Annotated in this window: 19 protein-coding genes and 1 pseudogene; all 20 read right to left on the bottom strand. The window is 60.6% G+C overall.

The genetic code is table 11. The features are described from left to right. Positions 1-481, bottom strand: a pseudogene (locus DBR18_RS07240) (hypothetical protein); the annotation flags it as partial. An 81-nt stretch (positions 482-562) separates the two neighbouring features. Beyond that, on the bottom strand, positions 563-1,144 hold the full coding sequence (locus tag DBR18_RS07235) for a tail fiber assembly protein (RefSeq protein ID WP_108589842.1): 582 nt from the start codon (positions 1,142-1,144) through the stop codon (positions 563-565). Between the two features lie 43 nt (positions 1,145-1,187). After that, positions 1,188-2,228 (bottom strand): phage tail protein, encoded by a 1,041-nt coding sequence (locus DBR18_RS07230; RefSeq protein ID WP_108589841.1) that lies wholly within the window; start codon positions 2,226-2,228, stop codon positions 1,188-1,190. Between the two features lie 135 nt (positions 2,229-2,363). After that, positions 2,364-2,879, bottom strand: coding sequence for a phage tail protein (locus DBR18_RS07225; protein ID WP_108589840.1), 516 nt, complete (start codon positions 2,877-2,879; stop codon positions 2,364-2,366). Next, positions 2,876-4,027: a phage tail protein gene (locus tag DBR18_RS07220; RefSeq protein WP_108589839.1), complete on the bottom strand. Its 1,152-nt coding sequence runs from the start codon at positions 4,025-4,027 to the stop codon at positions 2,876-2,878. Before DBR18_RS07220 ends, DBR18_RS07225 begins: the two co-directional genes overlap by 4 nt. A 70-nt stretch (positions 4,028-4,097) precedes the next feature. Next, positions 4,098-4,517: a tail fiber assembly protein gene (locus DBR18_RS07215; protein WP_108589838.1), complete on the bottom strand. Its 420-nt coding sequence runs from the start codon at positions 4,515-4,517 to the stop codon at positions 4,098-4,100. A 17-nt stretch (positions 4,518-4,534) separates the two neighbouring features. Further along, complete coding sequence (locus tag DBR18_RS07210) at positions 4,535-5,413, bottom strand: phage tail protein (RefSeq protein WP_108589837.1); 879 nt, start codon at positions 5,411-5,413, stop codon at positions 4,535-4,537. 14 nt (positions 5,414-5,427) lie between these two features. After that, a complete protein-coding gene (locus tag DBR18_RS07205; RefSeq protein ID WP_108589836.1) occupies positions 5,428-6,027 on the bottom strand; it encodes a YmfQ family protein in 600 nt (199 codons plus the stop codon). Beyond that, positions 6,015-7,061 carry a baseplate J/gp47 family protein gene (locus DBR18_RS07200; RefSeq protein WP_108589835.1) on the bottom strand — a complete coding sequence of 349 codons (1,047 nt, stop codon included), beginning with the start codon at positions 7,059-7,061 and terminating at the stop codon, positions 6,015-6,017. Before DBR18_RS07200 ends, DBR18_RS07205 begins: the two co-directional genes overlap by 13 nt. Further along, the gene (locus DBR18_RS07195) at positions 7,051-7,449 is read right to left on the bottom strand and encodes a phage GP46 family protein (RefSeq protein ID WP_007964342.1); all 399 of its coding nucleotides are present in this window, start codon (positions 7,447-7,449) and stop codon (positions 7,051-7,053) included. Before DBR18_RS07195 ends, DBR18_RS07200 begins: the two co-directional genes overlap by 11 nt. Next, entirely contained in the window at positions 7,449-7,958 is a 510-nt protein-coding gene (locus DBR18_RS07190) for a phage baseplate assembly protein V (protein ID WP_041072253.1), read from the bottom strand. Before DBR18_RS07190 ends, DBR18_RS07195 begins: the two co-directional genes overlap by 1 nt. Before the next feature lie 159 nt (positions 7,959-8,117). After that, entirely contained in the window at positions 8,118-9,161 is a 1,044-nt protein-coding gene (locus DBR18_RS07185; protein ID WP_108589834.1) for a phage baseplate assembly protein, read from the bottom strand. A gap of 3 nt (positions 9,162-9,164) precedes the next feature. Further along, positions 9,165-10,400 (bottom strand): DNA circularization protein, encoded by a 1,236-nt coding sequence (locus DBR18_RS07180; RefSeq protein ID WP_108589833.1) that lies wholly within the window; start codon positions 10,398-10,400, stop codon positions 9,165-9,167. Then, on the bottom strand, positions 10,387-12,495 hold the full coding sequence (locus DBR18_RS07175) for a hypothetical protein (protein WP_108589832.1): 2,109 nt from the start codon (positions 12,493-12,495) through the stop codon (positions 10,387-10,389). The genes DBR18_RS07180 and DBR18_RS07175 overlap by 14 nt, the downstream gene beginning before the upstream one ends. A gap of 130 nt (positions 12,496-12,625) precedes the next feature. Next, the gene (locus DBR18_RS07170) at positions 12,626-12,922 is read right to left on the bottom strand and encodes a phage tail assembly protein (RefSeq protein WP_003222226.1); all 297 of its coding nucleotides are present in this window, start codon (positions 12,920-12,922) and stop codon (positions 12,626-12,628) included. Beyond that, positions 12,919-13,266: a phage tail tube protein gene (locus DBR18_RS07165; protein WP_007964335.1), complete on the bottom strand. Its 348-nt coding sequence runs from the start codon at positions 13,264-13,266 to the stop codon at positions 12,919-12,921. The genes DBR18_RS07170 and DBR18_RS07165 overlap by 4 nt, the downstream gene beginning before the upstream one ends. A gap of 66 nt (positions 13,267-13,332) precedes the next feature. Then, on the bottom strand, positions 13,333-14,829 hold the full coding sequence (locus tag DBR18_RS07160; protein WP_108589831.1) for a phage tail sheath subtilisin-like domain-containing protein: 1,497 nt from the start codon (positions 14,827-14,829) through the stop codon (positions 13,333-13,335). Further along, complete coding sequence (locus tag DBR18_RS07155) at positions 14,829-15,011, bottom strand: DUF2635 domain-containing protein (protein WP_041072263.1); 183 nt, start codon at positions 15,009-15,011, stop codon at positions 14,829-14,831. Before DBR18_RS07155 ends, DBR18_RS07160 begins: the two co-directional genes overlap by 1 nt. Beyond that, positions 15,008-15,592, bottom strand: coding sequence for a hypothetical protein (locus DBR18_RS07150; RefSeq protein ID WP_108589843.1), 585 nt, complete (start codon positions 15,590-15,592; stop codon positions 15,008-15,010). The genes DBR18_RS07155 and DBR18_RS07150 overlap by 4 nt, the downstream gene beginning before the upstream one ends. 171 nt (positions 15,593-15,763) lie before the next feature. After that, on the bottom strand, positions 15,764-16,792 hold the full coding sequence (locus DBR18_RS07145) for a phage tail protein (protein ID WP_108589830.1): 1,029 nt from the start codon (positions 16,790-16,792) through the stop codon (positions 15,764-15,766). Positions 16,793-16,800 lie beyond the last annotated feature (8 nt).

The following is a 16,800-nucleotide window of genomic DNA, read 5'->3' as shown; positions in this document are numbered from 1 at the left end:
TTTGTGGAGTCACGTCATACAGGCTTTCCGCATAGGCACCCGAACCACCTCCACCGCCAATACGCAAATTACTGGCGGCAACAGGCGCGCAACCACCACCCGAACCACCCGCCCCCACCAACCGCACGCGAATCCGTTTGGCCCTCGGGTTGGGCTTGTAAACCGTGATCCCGACCGTCTCGATCTGCCGCACCGCCAACAACCGCCCGACCGCATCGGTGATGCCGTAACCGGCCAATGTGGTCGGGGTGTTTTTCAGTTTGCTGAAGTCGACCAACGCGCCGATGGCCGTTGCCAACTGGTCGGTTCTGGCTTCATCAGGCGTCAGCCCGGCAGCCTTGATCGCGTTGAGAATCTCTTGCGTGACGCTGTTGCCCCACGCGGCCGGAATCAACGATCCCGGGGAACCGGCCAGCGGGTTTTCATCGACAAAGCCGCCGTTGACCAACCCGACACCGGGAATACTTTTGGGATAATCCACGTCCTAACCTTCTACGGTGTTGACAGACAGCCGAGTGCCGACAGCACAAGGCCGTCTGTGAGGTTTCAGGAAAGTTGCGTGTCAGGCCGCTGGCACAACAACGTTTTTGGCTGGCGCAGTCGGCCATTCGATCACGGCGGGGTAACCCGGTTGCAGCTCGATCCGTGCCAGGTTCAGTGCATATCGCTTCCAGGCTTGCAACGCGCCCAGTTGATCACTGCTCGCCTCGCCCAACTCGTAAGCGTATTGCAGCGGCGCGACACGAATCACCACTTCACGCAGGCGATTGTCGCGCTCGATATCCGCCTGGGCCGCCTGACCTGCGCGTTCGGCATCAACATCCAGCACCCAGTCATCGTCCTTCCAGACGTAATAGGAATTGGGCCGCGGCTTGATTGTCAGGTAGTCAGGCAACGGGCCAAATTCGGTCCAGTAAAAAGGATTGCCATTGTCTTTGCGATACACCAGGCGATTACGCAAATCGAGCAGTTGCACCGCTTGTCCATTGCGCCACACCCACGCGTAACCGGGTTGCGGTTCAGGCAGCAGTTCCGGGAGTTCGATTGCGTTGCCCGGCAGTTGCACACCTATGCCGGGAATGACCGTGGGTTCGAACGGCCCGGTGATTTGCTGGGTCATTTCATTTACGTAGTAATAAGGCATTGTTCACGTCCTTTTGCAGTTGAAGACGCCAGAGAAAACGGCGTCAGATGAGTTTCATGCGGGCTGGATAGGCAACGTTTCGCGGGCGTGTCATGCCCCAGTAGCCACTGACCAGATTTTCGGCAAACGCCGCAGCCGACCAGTAGGAAAGGCCGGCGAACGCTGTCGGATCGACGCCAACCGTCGCCAGATCACCGATCCCCTGAACCGCTGGAGCATTAGCGTTGTCACCGGTGATGTTGGTGCCGGTCTGCCAGGAACCGGCGATCCGTGCCGTATCGATGTTGCGTTGCTCATCAAGCACCCGGATAAATTCGCCGCGAATCTCCGGGCCCCGGAATGTCTTGATGCCGTCACCGCTGCTCCAGCCGCCGGCGCGAACCGCTTCTGCGCGCAACATGCCGGACTGCACGGCGTGATCCCAAAGCCAGGGCCATTCGGAACGCAACATTTCTCTGCCATCCAATGCGCCGTAGCCGCCGGGGTTGGCCGCTGTCGAGGTCTCGAACACCACCCGGCCCAAAGGCGTTGCATCGAACCGACCGACCGGCCACCAGTTGCCTGTGCCGTCGCTGCGCAGGTGCCACCAGTCCCCCGCCCCGATCAACGCCAGGAACGGATAGCCGTTGGCCGACAAGTGCGTGTGAAACCTGATCCGGTCATTACCGGAAGCCTGCACGAGCAACCGCTTGCTGCTGTTGTCGACACGGCGAACGATGAAGTCGCGAATGCCGGACAACGTGCTGACCGCTGGCAGATTGATCGTGGTATCCGCTGCACTGGCGCTGATCAGCACCAGCCCCGCTTCCTCCGGTGCCAGGACTCTTGATGTCGAGACTTCAGTGACCCGCGAAGACATCGGACTGGCCAGGCTCAGGAGCTTTTGCAACGCCGATAACAACTGATTGTTGGTCCCTTCAGCCGGGGTTATTCCCGCCGCTTTGATGACCGACAACAGCTCTTCGGTGACGCCATTGCCCCATACCGCCGGAATCAACGAACCCGGCGTGCCCGCCACAGGGTTTTCATCGACAAAGCGACCATCGACCAGGCCGACGCTGGGGACGCTTTTTGGATAATCCACAGGTCTTTCGTTCCTCTGAAATAACAAATGAACCGCGTCGCGGCGATCGCAGATGCGAGCCAATGGCGGTCTGTTTTCTGAAAATAAAAAGCCCACGGTGAAGTGGGCTCGGGTAATACAGCGAAGATTTCGCGACTAGAGATTCCGGCTGCCGACCAGTTCGCGAATCGCCGCCAATGCATCATCGCTCGCACTGCGCGCCAGATCGGGATTGCCTTTGGCCGCATGCGCGCGGATCTGGTTTTTGGCCTTCAGGCGCAAGGTGCGCAGGGTCAGCAAATGATCGGTGAGTTGGTCAGCCTTGCTCAAAATCTGCTCGGCCGCCTGTTTGGCAGTTCGACCTTTGACGACCCACGCAGCCACCGACAGCGGCACCTCTTTTTTCGGATAACCGGCGTCTTGATAAGCCTGAGCGTCGGCGGCCGCTTGGGCGTACTCCATGGCTTTGAGCGGGTCGCCGGCCAAAACGGTGCGTGCATTGTCGGCCGCCGCGTCGACCTTGGAACACAGCTGCTCGGCTTCCTGCAGTTCCAGTTCGGCGACTCGGGACGCATTCAGCTGCCATTTTTCTCCATCCCAATCATGGGCACTGGATGGCTGGGCCGGGCGCAAGCCTTCTTCGAAGTGGTGAAGTTCTTGAATGATGATCATCGGATCAGCTCCCAGGAAAGATTGATATTCACCGCCGCTGAAAAATTGATCGCAACACCGTTGGCGTAGTCGCTTGGGAGGAGATTTTTGATGCCCATGCTGAACAGCAATTCGTCACTTGAACCGTTATCGGCACCAAAAGCGTGTTCGGCTTGATAGGTCTGCCACAGGGAACGCAACATGCTGTGGTCGAAGCTGGCGGTCAGTGTCGACACGGTTGTGTCAGTCACCTCGTTGTTGGTAATAACCCGTACCGTCTCACCCCCATTGGCCCAACCATCCCAATTGCTCGACGCGGCAGCCTTCGGATTGAGAAAACAGTAGTTGGCACCCAGCCATCCGGGTGTAGCAAAGTTCACAGCTGTGACGAGCGTCGGATGCGGCGTCGCATTGCCCACCACCAGCCGTGCGGCACGGGCATGCGGGTCAAGTGGCAGGTACACCACGCCATTACCGCTGATTGTTTGCGTCCACGACAAGCGACCACGGTTATAAATCGGTCGGACTATCGGCACCGAGCCAGGGCCTGCTGTCACCACCCATGCCAGACAAATATCCAGCGGTGTCGACTGAAAACCGCCTCCCGCCGCAGCATTGATCGTGCCCTTCAAGCCTTCGGGCGTAGCGTCATAGATAATGCCGCGCTGCGTGTAAAAGGTCAGCACACCGGCAACTACTTGCGCACGCAGAAAGTAATTAGAGTTAGGCAACAGATCGGCACTGCTCCAGGCTTGTGTCGTAAATGTGCGCGGACGAGCCAACTGACCAGTCAGCACTTCCTGGCCGAGACTGACCAGCACACCGGGCAGAATCGATACACGCCCGCCACTGGTGGCAAAAGCGGTCGGCGTGATCGGCAGTCGCCCGTCTGCCGTAGCAACGGTAGCGGTTGGCAACGACCCGATCGGCAACGCCGAATCCAGATTCCAGCCCTTGGCCGAAACGTTCTGAATCGCCTGCAACAACTGATCGTATTTCTTCTCGTCCGGAGCCAGATCTCCGGCCTTGATCACGTTGAGAATTTCCTGGGTAACCCCGTTGCCCCAGTCAGCTGGAATCAGCGATCCCGGTGTCCCGGTCAGCGGGTTTTCATCAATAAACTTGCCATTCACCAGACCGGCGCTGGGCACACTGTTTGGATAATCCACGGACGGTCCTCCCGTTATTCAGAGTGATGGATTTTGAAACTGGTATTCAGGCTTTCGACCGGAACAGGCCTCAGGCGGGCAGCACAGGCCAAGCCACGTTTTGCGGATAGCCCGGCTGTTTGTCGATCTTGTTCAGCGCCAGTTTGTAGGTGGCGAATGCCTTGAATCGCTGCATGTCGTCTGCGTCAAGCAGGCCCGCGATGTAGGCGTCCGCCATGCCGACGGTTTGCTGATCGGCTTCGGCCAACAGCTCATCACGACGCGCCAGGGCAGCAGCTCTTTGCTCGCCATCAACCACTTGCGAAGCGTTGGGCGAAGAGTGTTTGGTGACCTTGCCTCCGGTGTATCGCCAGATGCCGTCACGCTCTTCAATCGTGCGCAGGAACAGTTCTTCGGAGATTTCCACCGCGCTGACAGGAATCTGCAGGTGGATAGCCGAGTCGTATCGCCCAAGAAGTTCGCCCTGGGCATCGAAATCAATGTATTTCATGGTGTTTACCTCCGATTTCAAAAGCCCATGGCGAACCAGTTCCAGCCACCAGGATCGATATTGGAGAAGCGCTGGAACTGGCTCAGCGAGAGTCTGTAAAAAGAAAAACGTATATCCGCGAATCCCGGTGAGACATCGCTGCCGGACAGAAAAAGTACCGAATTCGGAAAGGCAATCGGGTAGGTGATGGTTTCACTCAATGCACCACCGATGGCAAGGCCCCATTGCAAAATCAGGCCGCTGGGAAGACGTTGGTAGCCCCCGCTTGTACCCAGTGAAGCGGTGAACATCGGCGAATATTTGAGCGCGCCATCGCCGGAGTCCAGCCCCCACCCCCCACCCAATAGCAGTCGTCTGAAGGTTACGAAACACCCCCCTGCAAATGACAAAGACGTAGCGGATACCCCATTGATGGTGCTCAGACTTTCACCATTACGAGCCTTTACCGTCAAACTACCGGTGCTGCTCAGAATCCTGACCAGTCCACCAGGAGAAACACTGGACCAATCAGGCAGAGTCACCGTACATGGGCCAGTGAAGACTGAAAGCTTGCCAACATCAGCAGCCGTCAGCGTGACATCCCCTACATAGTTGGTCTGCCCCGCCAGACTGCCCAGCGCACGCTGAACAAATTCTGTCGTCGCAACCTTCTGACTGACATCGAACTGCGGTGGCGTTTCATACAGTTTCTTGCCACGCAGCGCCTCGAGTAACTGCGTGTTGAGCCCCTCGGTGGGTTCGATCCCGGCAGCCTTGATAACCGTCAGAATTTCTTCGGTCAGCGCGTTACCCCACTCCGCAGGAATCAACGATCCGGGGGTTCCGGTGATCGGGTTTTCATCGACAAAACGGCTGTTGACCAGACCGACCCCGGGCATGCTTTTCGGATAGTCCATCCTGTCATTCCTCCCTAGTCATAATTGATGTGCACCTTGGTATGCGCCGGTGCACTGCGGTGGATCAGGCATTCGAGCGCCGAGCCCGGGTTCACGCCAAAGCGCTCGCCCCAGTAGCTCGCGCCATAGCGCCGACCCAGCAGCAGGCGGCCGCCGGTGTTGAGGGTCCACATGAACTGCGCTTCCCAGGTGCCCCAGTGCGCCGCGCCGAAACGCGAGCGGCCCATGCGCGGGGCTTCGTGTTCGGTGATGGTCGCATTGGGGTAGCCCTGGCTCTTGGCGATGTCGAGGTAGTAACCGATGGCCTGACTGCCCACCGCGAGCAAGCGTCGGCGTACGGCGAGGCGGCGGTCGTCGAACAGCGGAGTGGCGCCCAGGCACGGGTCGGGCAGCTCCATCACCCGCTCCCAGTCCGGCACCAATTCGCTGACGCCGGCCGGGTCCATCTCGTTGAGCAAGTCAGCGGCGCGGGCGTCGAGGCGTGCCAGTTCGGCGGCGACGCCCTGTAGCACTTCCTCGAGCTCCGGGACACGTTCCGGGTCCCACGCCGGGCCGCTCGGCAGCAACGCGCGCAGCTGCGCCTGATATTGCGCGGCGGTTCTTATGCCCCCCATACGCAACCTCCGAATGTGAGCAGTTCGCTTTGCCCGGCAGGCACGTCAGCGGCGGGCGCGGTCAGCGTGTGATCGTACTCACCGCCAGCGCTGCTGATGGCTTCGCGGATATGGCTGATCAGCAACGGCACACCGAGGTCGGCCTCGCGGTTGTGCAGGTCACGCAGCTGCGCTTCGACGGCGGCGCGCACAGCGGTGGTGTCGGGATTGACGCTCTTGAAGCGATACACCACCGGCACCTGAATCGGCCGCTGCACATGCACTTCTGCCGTCACTGGGCGCAGCGGTTCGATGTACTCCTGAACCTCCGCCAGTTGCTCGTCGTTGGGCACCGGTTGCGGGTCTTCGTCACGCATGATGAACACCGTCACCGTGCCCGGACCAAGGAAACCACCGCGGCACCAGGCACGGGTCACACCTGGCACTTCCAGCGCCCAGGTTTCGTAGTCGCTGGCGGAACCGCCGTGGGGGATCACGCGATAGGAACGGATCACCCGCGAGCGCAGCGACTCCAGACTTTCGCGCGCGACGCCACCGCTGAGGCCTGGCGCCAGCACCACAAAACTGTTGCCGACCACGCCGCTGATCGGCTGCACCGGGTTCAACGTCAGGCCGGCGTCGGCATTACCAAGGTTGCCGGCATCGAGCGCGGCGATGGTGGTGGTATTGCTGCCATTGACGGTGGTGCGTGCAGTGGTGACTTTGTAGGTGCGGCCATCGTTCGATTGCAGCAGTGTGTCAACGTCGAGCACCGCACCGGCGGTGGCGGTAAAACTGACACTGCCGGTGGCGACTTGTGCCGGTTTGCGCGGCTGGTTCAGACGCAGCGCAGCGATACGTTCCAGGGTCGACTCGTCGGCCTTGTCCGGCAGGATCTGCTCGGCAATCCAGTCGAGGTAACCGTACAGGCCATAAGCGGCGCCACCGAGGGTGCGGGCCAGCACTTGCGCATCGGACTGGCGCAGCGAATCGCCGGCCAGGTCGCTTTGGGTGCGCTTGATCAGCACCGGCAGCGAAGGGGTTTCAAACGGCATAGATCACCTGCCAACTGTTATCGGGGTTGATGTCCAGACGTTCGCCGTCGGCCAGGGTCAGGACCGTGCGCAGGTTCAGGCGCTGGGCGTCGAGGCGTTCGCTGATGATGTCGATGGCGCTGCAGTGGCCGTCGTCGATCAGCCATTGCAGGGCTTCGCGGGCATAGAACTCGGCGTCCATCTGGGTCTGTCGGGTCAGCTTGACCCGACGCAAAAGCCACAGCCGCGAGCCGATGCGGTCGTCGGCGACGGTGGGAAAGCTGTCGCCCCACCAGCCGAAGCGCTCCTCGTCGTCGAGGGCGTCGTCATCGGCGGCGCGGCGCCAGGTGAACAGGCTGATGAGCACGGCGCGGGTCAGTGCGGCGTGGAGGTTCTGGCTGACAAGCATTATTTGCCTCCCGCCGGCGCACCGGTCTGGCCGCTACCGGCCTGCACGCCGACGTGCACGTGTTTGATCTGGCTGATGCCGCCGGCGAGTTGGTCGCCGGTGGATACGATCTTGCCGGTCTGGTTGATCACCGGCGTGTCGAAGTTCACCGCGCTGCTGGCGCGGATGTTCAACGTGGCGGTTTCGATGTCGATGATCCGCCCGCGCTTGAAGTGAATTCTGTCGCCCTCGTCGGTGTAGATCGCCACTTCGCCAGAGGCCAGCGACTGCAGGCGATAACGGCGGTCGGCGACTACCAGGGCGATGGCGTGGGAACGGTCACCGCCAAGAAACGTAACGATGCCTTCAGCACCGGCCAGCGGGTTGCTGGTGAAACCGTAGGGTTCGAAGTGCTCCAGGTCGTCGTTCACTTCGCCAGCGGTGAGGCGCATTTGCAGCGATTGCAGCTTGGATGCCGAGTTGGCGAGCACGACAGTGCCGCGCGCCAGCAGGCGTGTCAGTAGGCTCATGGATTGATCCTCGATACTTTGCCAACACAAAACCTGTGGGAGCGGGCTTGCCCGCGATGGCGGCGTGTCAGGCAAAGAAGTGTTTGCGGTAACCACCGCTATCGCGGGCAAGCCCGCTCCCACAGGAACAGGTGGTGCCAGTCGGGTTCGGTGTCAGGCTCAGGTTTTTTTCGGGGGCGTTGGATCGGGATCAAAGGTCTGCGGTGGCGCCACTTGCAGGGTGGTCACCGAACCTTGCGCCGACAGCGAATACGTCACTTTGGAGATCAGCATGTCGCCGTCAAAGCCGAGCACCGGATCCTTGACCTTCACCAGCGTGTTGTGCCGCCATAGATCGCCATTGCTCTGACGCCAGCCCTGCACCTGATAGGTGGTGGTCTGCGCCCGGCCAACGCGCGTGACGCTTTCCCAAAGAGCCCGTTTGAGCGACAGATCAGGATCGATCTGCAGGCCCTCGTTGATCACGGTGACGCGGCGGCGCTTGTAGCCCAGATCCGTGGCGATCGATTCAATCTCACTGACCGCCGCGCCGCTTTTCTGATCGTTGCCTTTCCGCTGGCCGATGACCCGATATTCAGAGAACACCTGGCTGTAATCCATCGGCGCGTTAGCCGAAAGGATATTCTTGCCCAGCTCCAGCGCATCACTGGCCCGGCCAGCGCTGCCGGGTCTGGCCAGTACCAGCCGTCCTGACGCATCGTCGGTGGAGAACACGCGAAACAGCGAAAGCAGACGATCGATCGATTGAAACACCGTTTCCCCCGGTACGAGGGTGTAGCTGCCCAATCGCGTGGTTTCGGCAATCTCGCTGACGACCTTGACCTTGTAAGACGACGCCAATGCCTCGACGATGCCCAGCATGGGCTGGTCTTTCCACTGATTCGGCCGGTTGATCGCGGCACAGTCCACCAGATCCTGAGTACAGGAACTGCCCTCGATGCTCAGGCTGATCTGGCGTCCGTCGTAGCTGATCGGCGCCTTGAACACGTAGCCGGTGAGCACCAGATCCTGGCCGATTTTCACTTCGCACGGATCGCCGGGCTTGATCGGTTTGTCCACCGTCTGCCCCGGCCATTGCCAGGTGATGTCGAGTTTGAAGGTGCGGAACTGCCGCTCCAGATCAGCGGTGATTTCCACGCTTTTCCAGCCGCCGTATTCCATATTGTCGACGGTCAGCGTGACGCGGTTGTCTATCTCGCTCATGGTTTACTCCCCGGAGACTTTCACTTCGTTGGGTGAGAAACCGGGATGGTTGATCCCGTTGCGCTGAGTGATTTCCGTGACTCGCGTCGCATCGCCAAGGTACTTGTAAGCCACCACCAGTGCTGGAAGACTTTCCTGGAACGACTTGCTGACTTGCCGCACACCCGACGACGCCACGGCTTTCAAATGGGCGATCAGTGCCTCTTTCACATCGCTGATGGCCTGGAAGTGTGCAGGATCAGCCTTGTCCAGCATCGGATTGATCGCCACCGCCACAGCGTCACGCAACGCCTGCATGTCATCACTGACCGGGACTTCCTGGCGGGTCACCGGAGTCGTCGCCTGCTGGCCGACCGTCGGGATCGATGGCAACTTCACCGGGCTCGTCGCCACCGGCATCGACGCCACCCACTGCGCCACTTTGACCAGCACCGTGTCCTGCACCAGATCGGCCATGGCTTGCGCCGCCGCGTTGGTGTCCTTGCCGGTGGTGATCTTCGGCGCATCGGCCTTGCGGATGGCTTCGAGTTGTTGGGACACGTCGGCAATCACGCCACGGTAGCCCTCCTTCGCGAATGCCTTGAGTTCCTTGATATCGCCGAGCAAGCCCTTGAACTCCGCAGCCACTTCCTTGGGCAATTCCTTGACGGCCTTGACCAGTTCAGTGATCTGCTTGTACTGCTCGATCAGCGGTTTGAGCTGCTCCTTGATCACCTCATAGACCCCGGTCAGGCTGTTGCGCAGATTGGCAATGCCGATCCGCGCAGCCTTGATCAACGTCATCGCCTGCTCGAAGCGCGCCACCGCAGAACCCAACAGAGTGTCAGCCTTGGCCAACAGAACTTTTTGCGTACTGACCGTGGCGGTCGGAAACGGCAGCGGCCGGTCGGGATAGAACTTCAGACTGAACGTCACCAACCCGCCGTCCTGGCGGGTGTGGGTCATGTCGCATTCGCCGACCTTGACTTGCAGGCGGCCGAGCCACGGATGCACCAGTTCACCACTGCCCGCCTCCAAGGCCTTGAGCAACTTGTCGCGCTGCTCCAGGCAATCGGCGCCGATGATGAACGCCGTGATGTCGTGGGTCTTGGCCTGCTGGCCGAGATCCTCGAAATACGGCAGGTCGCGTTGCGGATACTCGTGCAACTGACCTTTGCGACCGACCGGAGTTTTCGCCTGATCGATCCAGAACCCGACACCGCGAAACGATGCCGGCAACAAGCGGTCACGCCAGTTCATTGGAACCTCCTGCCGACAGCGAGCGATAGCCGATGCGCGAAGACAGCGCCAGCCCTGGTTGATTGGTTTGCGGTTGATCGGTGCGCAGCCCCGGCGGTGCATTTTCGAAACGCACGGTCAGGCCGCCTTCGAGTTGCGTGCGGTTGTTGGCGGCACTTTGCTGGATCAGGGCGCTAGAGGATTGCGGTAACGTGCTGTTCAGCGCTGACGAGCCGGAAGCAGCCGCTGGGGATTGCCCGGTGATCGTTGCCACAACACCGGAGAGGTTGCCATTGAGCAGTTCCCGGATCGGTCCGACGACAGTCTGCAGCTTTGCCCACAGTTCGCTGAACCAGCCGAGGATCGGCTCCCAGGCTTGCTTGATCGACTCCATCGGCGATTGACTGAACAGGGTGCCGAAGGCGTTCGCGACCGATAGTGCATCCGTGGTCAACGATGCCCACAAACCGGAAAAGTACCCCTTCAAACCGTCCCACTGCGCCATCGCCGGCGCCATCGGCGAGAAGTTGAACAGGTTCTGGAATTCGCTTTTAAGCGTCAGTGCACTCGCCCGCAACACGTCCCAGAGCGCTGAAAAGACCTCGCCCAGCGGTTGCCAGTTGCTTTGAATCAGGGCAAACGGCGACCAGGAAAACGTCGACTTGAGTTGCTCCCAACCAGCCGAGGCGGTCGTTTTCAGGTTATCCAGCACAGCGGTGAACACCTCCGGAGCCGAACCCCACACGCCGGAAAGTCTCTCTGCCAGCGAGCCGTCGAACGTTGCCTTGATCGTGGTCCAACCTGTGGTCGCGTTGGCTGCTGCACGGTTCCAGAACCCACTGAACACCGTTTGCGCCGAATCCCAGACCTCGGCCATCCTCACCTTGGGTGAGGTGTACAGATTGGCCTTCAATACGTCCATCCCGGTTGCCGCTTTTGCTGCCGCACTGTCCCAGAACTCGTTGAACACCGTTTGCGCGGAGCCCCAGACCTCGGCCAGCCTGGCCTTGGGTGAGGTGTACAGATTGGCCTTCAATACGTCCATGCCGGTTGCCGCTTTTGCTGCCGCACTTTCCCAGAATTCGCTGAACACCGTTTGCGCGGAGCCCCAGACTTCGGCCAGCTTGGCCTTGGGTGAGGTGTACAGATTTTCCTTCAGCGCTTGCAGACCGGCAACGCTATCGGCGACAGCCTCGTTCCAGTAATCCTTGATGACAGCACCGGTGGAATCCCACAGCTCGCCCATCTTCGTGCCGAATGCATCCAGGCGTGCGGACGCGCCCTCTGCAAGACGACTGGCACCGGCAACGGCGTCAGCCTTCATTTCTTCCCACTTCTGTTTGGCGGAGGCTTGCATCGAGTCGAATTTCAGCCGCGCGCCCGTTGCCATCTCGTCCCAGCCTTTCTGAACCTTGTCGATACCGCGATGGGTCGCATCGCTGACCGATTGCCAGGTCTCGCTGAAGAATCCGCTGATCGACGCCCAGTTGTCGGTAATCAGCCGCGCGCCAATCACGATCAGCGCGACCGCCGCGGCAATGGCTGCGGCAATCAGACCGATGGGTGAGGTCAGAATCCCCAGCACCGCGACCAGCCCCATCGCGCCGACCGTGACCACCGTAAACGCCACGGCAGCGGCCGCCAGCCCTTCGACCAGATACGGATTGTTGGCGACAAACTGACCAATCGAAGTCATCACCGGCGTCAATGCCGTGACGATTCCATTGACCGCCGGCAACAACGCCTGACCGATTTTCAGCGAGATGTTATCCAGCGCCTTGTTGAATTTATCCAGGTTGGCCGAGGTTTCCCCCTGCACCACCTTCGGCACTTTGAGACCCTTGAGTGCCCTGGCTTTCTTCGCCAGCGCATCCTGCGCTTCGATGGCTTTTTTGATGCCGTCCTGAAACGGCTTGAGCAAACCACCTTCGGCAATGAAGCCGGCCACGTCCAGCGGCTCGAGGCCGCTGTCTTCCATGCTTTTCTTGAATGCTGCGACCTTGCCGCGCAGCCCCTTCATCTCGGTCTCCATTTTCTCGGCGCCCTTGAGCACCACGAGCATGTTGACCGTGACGGGAAAGTTCTGCGGGATCAGGCTCAAATTTGTATTCGCCATCACTGCACCTGCTGCATCGCATTGATCCGTTGCGCGTGCTCCAGCGATTCGCGGAGCACATCCAGTGGCCTGGCCATCATCTGTTCAGGGTCAACCTTCCAGAACCAGGCCAGGTCATAGGCGACTGCGATCAGGTCGGTGATGGCTCCGACGCCGCACTCATGAAAAAACTCGCAACGGCCCAGCTCAGCGCGTTGAGGTCAGCCAGATCGAGCTGGTTGACCGACGACGGTGGAATGCCGGCGCACACGGCGATGTATTTGGCCGCCACGTCCATGTCGAGGCTGACTTCTTCGCTCTTGTCGATCTTGTACGGCAGCGCCTTGATCGCCCGCACTTCCTGCACCGTCGGACGGCGCAGGACGAGTTCGGTCAGGGGCTCGCCGTGAGCTTCGATCGCAACCTGAAGCTTCACGGCGCCGCTCATTGCCAGGTCCCCTTGATGCCTTCGAATTTCAGTTCGATGGTGGCGTCATCGCCTTTGGAAACCGGCTCTTCGACCAGATAGGCACCGGCCAGCACGTAGACTTTGCCGTTGCTGAATTCGCAGGTGACGGTGATGTCGGTGCCTTCGATCAGCTTTTTCAGCGGGAAGTCGGCGGTGTGCAGCGCGGTCACTTTGAACGACGGCGCGACGTCGGTTTCCTTGTAGAAACCCGGTACGACGGTTTCGCGTTTGACGGCCATCAGCGGGGCTTCGCAGCCGCCGTTGATAGTCAGTTGTGCACCGTCGACTTTGACGTAGCAGGTGCCTGCAATCACTTGACCCATGGTGTTACTCCTTCAAATAAAAAGCCCACGCGAGGTGGGCTGAATGCTTACGGCCAAACGCGGCGATCAGGCCGCGTCGTCGTATTGCAGACGGAATTGGTTGAGCAGTGCGAACACGCGCAGACCGTTGATGTAGTCCGGCGGGAACAGCACGTTCACGCGGCTCGGGTCCTGCACGTCGCGCTCGACGATCAGGTGCTCGGCGAACAGCTCGGCGTTCTCCACGTGGCCTTCCAGTTCCAGCTTGGCGTACTGCGCGATCAGCTCGCCGCGAATGGTCGCTGGCGTCACGATCGGCTGACCGGCGCCGAAACGGGTGCCGTCGGAAGCCAGTTTGTGGCGACCATATTTGCTGGTGATCACGCTTTGCAGACGACGCACGATGAACGCCGACTGGTGCATGGTTTCGCTGTCCAGGTAAGAGTTGTCAGCCTGACCGTAAGCGTTCTTCTGGTAGGTGGTGATCGAACGCTGGATGCGCACGTACCCGCCTTCGTAGTAAGCGGTCGCGATGCCGTAGTTGAGCAGCGACTGACGCTCGGTCAGGGTGAAACGCTCGCTGGCCGGCGCCGGATCAACGCCCGGCAGGCTGCCGCTTTGGGTCGGACGGCTGGCATCGGCGGAGATGAACACCGCGGTGCGCGCAGCCAGCGCTGCAGCTTGTACCCAGAACGGTTGCGGTACGCCCGGCTCCAGCGCCTGAATGGTCATGTGCTGGTCGTTACGTGCCTGGCCTGCTGCAACCAGGGTGCCGACGGTGCCGCGCTTGGCGCTGTAGACGTGACCGAACAGTTGCTTGGCCCAGGACCAGCGACCGGTGTTGTCATCCATCACCGCTTGCCAGGTGTTGAGGGTCGACAGATCCGACCACGGCAGTGCGATGAACTCGAACGGCTCGTCGCCCAGTGCGGCAACCGCAGCCACTTGATCCGGCACACCGGCGCCGCCAGTCATGGCGGTGACTGCAGTGGTCAGGCCAGCCGGGGTTTCTTCGCCGTTGCTCTTGCCCAGACGATTGAACTGCAGGCTGATGTCGTTACCGCTGTCGCCAGTCCACTTGGCGTTCAGGGTGACCACACCTTCGGCAGCCGCGGCGCTCACCGGCAGATCGGCGGTGGCGTTGATTTTCTGCGCCAGTGCAGTGGCCGCTTGAGCGGCGGTGGCACCGTTGACCACGGTGGCCTGCACCCGCACACCAGCAACGTAAAGGTTGAGCACGCCAGCCTGAGTGGCGGTGCCGGTCAGCGTCAGCACGCCTTTGGCGATGGCGCCTTCAGCATTGTGCAGCGGCAGGCACCAGATCTCGCCGATCGGGTCGGCCTTGCGGAAGGTCTCGTACATCGAGGCGAGCATCGAACCCTGACCACCGATGCTTTTTGCCAGCGCAACACTGGAGACCAGCACCAGTTTGCCGACTTCGGTCGGGGCGATGTTGTCGTTGACCTGAGCGACGATCAGACGGCGCATGGCCGACGTCGCGCTATTGGCGGCCGAGTTGTCCATTTCGGCATAGAACAGCGGTACACGAATGTCCGCGGGGATGTTGCTGAATCCGATCGCCATTATTTGGCTCCCTGTGGTTTAGCCGCTTTTGCGGTTTTGAGTGTGATATCGCCGTCGGCCAGACGCCGGCGCCACCAGGCGCTGTCCAGCACTTCACGGCCTTCCTTGGGCAGCAGATCGCCCGCTTCCGGGTCAGGCACGGCACGGCCAGCGGCCGGCAGTACGGTGATGCGATTGCTCATGGGGTTACGTCTCCAGAGAAAGTCAGTTCCACGCGCCCGTCAGGGCCCGGGTGTTTCAGGTTGGGGTCGGCCGGGTCGATCGCATCGACCCGCACGGTGACCCCGGTAAAGGACGACAAACCGTCCAGTTCACGTTCGTGCCAACTCTCCGCAGGCTGACTTGGCAGATTGCGGCCCAGCTGGAACTCGGCAAAAAAGCGCAGCCGGTAAAAGGCGCGGCTGCTGTTGATCGAGACCATCTCGCCGCCGTCATAAACGATGGCGCTGTAGTCGCTGCCCGGCTTGAACCCCACCAGTGCGCGCCACAGTTCGGCACGCAGGTCGTGCAACAGATCCAGCGCTTTTGTGCCGTCGCTGGCGTCGAGTGCCAGGACGATTTCGAAACGGTCGCGGATCGGTTGGGTGGTGAGGTTCTGTGCGGTGCTGTTGCTGGCGACATCGGCCAGCGGCAGCACATGGGCCGAAGGTGTCGGCAGATCGGCAGTGCCTTGCAGCAAGGCCAGATCGACACCCACCGCAATGTGGTTGGCAAGGCCTGGGCATTGCGCACGCAGTTGCGTGAGGATCGGGGTGATCTTCATGGGGATGTTCCAGAGTTGAGTGAAAGCGGTCTGCAGAACACTGCAAAACCTGTGGGAGCTGGCTTGCCAGCGATGGCGGTGGATCAACCGGCACTTCTTTTGAATGGGCCGGCCTCTTCGCGGGCAAGCCCGCTCCCACAGGGATCTTCATCGCAGTGACAAAGCGGGGAATCAGCTCTTGGCGTCTGCCTTGGGATCGAGGCACGCGGCATCGATCACGCAGCGATAGCTGTTCTCGCGATTGCCGCTGGCGGTGACTTTTTCGATCGACCAGCGCCCGCGCATGAAGTCCGGCCAGGTGTCGTCGAGCAACACAAGACCTTCGGCTGCCAGCAGTGGATTGCCGGGACAAGTGATTTTCACCTTGTACTTCTGCCGGAGCATCTTGCGCACTTCGCCCTCGCCGACCGCGATCGCATCGGCTTCAGTGGGTTGTTTCTGGCGCAGGGTCTTGAACGGCGCAAGCCCCGTTTCAACCCAGCGCAACACACCTGCGGCGCCATCCCAGAAACAGGTCTTGCAACCCTTGGTCTGCTCGCGGGCAGACTCCTCCAGCGTGGCGCTGACGAATGCGTGATCGCCGGGACGGTTGTTGCTGGTCACCGACAATGTCACGTCCGTCAGCACCTGACCCGACAACGATTTGATCTGGCCGGGACGGGCCAGCACGTACACGTCGTTGTAGGGTTTGGTCACTGCGTTGTACTTTTTCGCCAGCCGCGTCAGAAAACCCATGTCGGTTTCATTGGACTGGTCGACGTGATCGATCCTGATCATCGCCACCTCAGGGGCGACGCGCGGTGAAAAGCCATGGCTCGATACCAGTTTTTCAAACAGCGCACCCAAGGTGGTCGGGCCATGACTGGCCGTGCGACGTTGCTTGAAACCCGTCTCATCGTCCTTGCTGAACGGCGCCGCGGTGGCCACCAGAGTCAGGCGAAACGGGAACAGCGTCGGCGTCAGGCGCGTCACTTTGAACTGGCCCTTGTCGACCAGTCCCGACTCCAGATAACCGACCTCCAGGCCGATTTTCCCGCCCAGATCCGGCAGCCCTTCGAGGCCTTCAAGATCGATGGTCAACGTCAGTTGATCGGACTCGAAACCGGCAGCGTCGATGTGTTCCCAACTGATCAGGCGTTGATTGAGCAGGGCCGAATGGGCCCCGTAAATGTGTATCGCCGGGGTAAAACCCAGTGCCATGCGTCCTC

The organism is Pseudomonas sp. HMWF021 (assembly GCF_003061005.1).
In the GTDB taxonomy this organism is placed as follows: domain Bacteria; phylum Pseudomonadota; class Gammaproteobacteria; order Pseudomonadales; family Pseudomonadaceae; genus Aquipseudomonas.
This window is presented reverse-complemented; position numbering and strand designations above follow the sequence as displayed.